At 70.3% G+C, this 1326-nt stretch carries 1 protein-coding gene; it reads right to left on the reverse strand.

Features of this window, described 5'->3' with window-relative positions; all coding sequences use genetic code 11:
* The coding region (locus ABZ719_RS37675) for an IS110 family transposase (protein ID WP_366729675.1) at positions 1 to 1063 on the reverse strand (1063 nt) is incomplete at its 3' end.
* Positions 1064 to 1326: the final 263 nt, after the last annotated feature.

Here is a 1326-nt window from a genome sequence, read left to right on the forward strand (position 1 = left end):
CGCGGGAGGCGGGATCGTGGAGGGCGGCGAACGCGGAGAGGAACATCGCGCGTTTGAGCTGGCGGTTCCCGCCTCTGGGGGCGTGTTCGCCGTGGATCGAGGTTCCCGACGATTTGGTGGCCGGGGCGAGGCCGGCGTAGGAGGCCAGGTGGGCCGCGCTCGGGAACGAGCTGCCGTCGCCGATGGTGGCCAGGAGGACTGCGGCGGTCCTGACGCCGATGCCGGGCATCGAGGTCAGGACCTGGGAAAGAGGGTGGGCCTCCAGCAGGGCTTCGATCTGGGCTTCCAGTGCCCGGCGTTGGTCGTGGACGGCGGCGAGCGACTTGGCCAGCGACGGCACGATCACGTCCAGGGTGCCTGTGCCTGGGACGACGACGGTCTGTTCGTCGAGGGCGTCGAAGATGTCGTCGACGAGCCGCTGGGCCATGCGGGGCGCTTTGGGCCGGATGACCTCGACGAGTTTGCGGCGGCCGGCCTTGCGCAGGGCGGCGGGGGATCCGTAGCGCTCCAGGAGCCAGGTGATGGCGGGGTGGTCCAGACGGGGGCCCAGGACGCGTTCCAGCGAGGGGTGGAACTGGGTGAGCAGGCCGCGGATGCGGTTCGAGGTGCGGTTGGCCTCTCCGGCCAGGTCCTGGTCGAAGCCGACCAGCATGGTCAGCTCTGCGGTGATCTCGTCAGCCAGTTCCAGCGAGCGCAGGGTGTGGGGCATGGTGCGGGAGGCGTCCGCGATAACAGCTGCGTCGCGGGCGTCGGTCTTGGCCTCGCCCGGGTAGAGGTCGGCGATCCGGCGCATCGCAAGGCCGGGCAGGTAGGCGACCTGGCAGCCCGTGTCGCGGGCGACGGTCAGCGGCAGGGCGCCGATGGAGGCGGGCTGGTCCACGACCACCAGGACGGTGCCGAACTTGGCCTTGAGCTTGTCGAAGACGGCCCGCAACTGGGGTTCGCCGTTCGGCAGGGTTTTGTCGAAGACCTTCTTCCCGGCCGGGGTGAGTCCGTGGCCGTGGTGGTTGCTCTTGCCGACGTCCAGGCCGAGGAAGACGCCCACCGCGTCTATGTCGATCACCGTGCCCCCACATGCGTCGATGCCGTGCCGGCCTCGAAGGCGGGGCCGTTCGCGCGCATCCACGTTATGCAGACCTGCCGCCCGCAAGTGGCCCGGCATTGCGCCGGGCCGGGCAGTGGCCAGACCTCTGATCAGCGTCTCCGACGGCACCCCTCGGGCCCGGCGACACCACCCCCCAGGTCATCCACTCGACAGGGGGCAACAGTCATACCGGGCCCGGAGGCCAGCGGCCCTCTTGCAGGACCGCGAAGAAGATAACGGGG

This window comes from Streptomyces sp. NPDC006743, from assembly GCF_040703815.1.
In the GTDB taxonomy this organism is placed as follows: Bacteria; Actinomycetota; Actinomycetes; order Streptomycetales; family Streptomycetaceae; genus Streptomyces.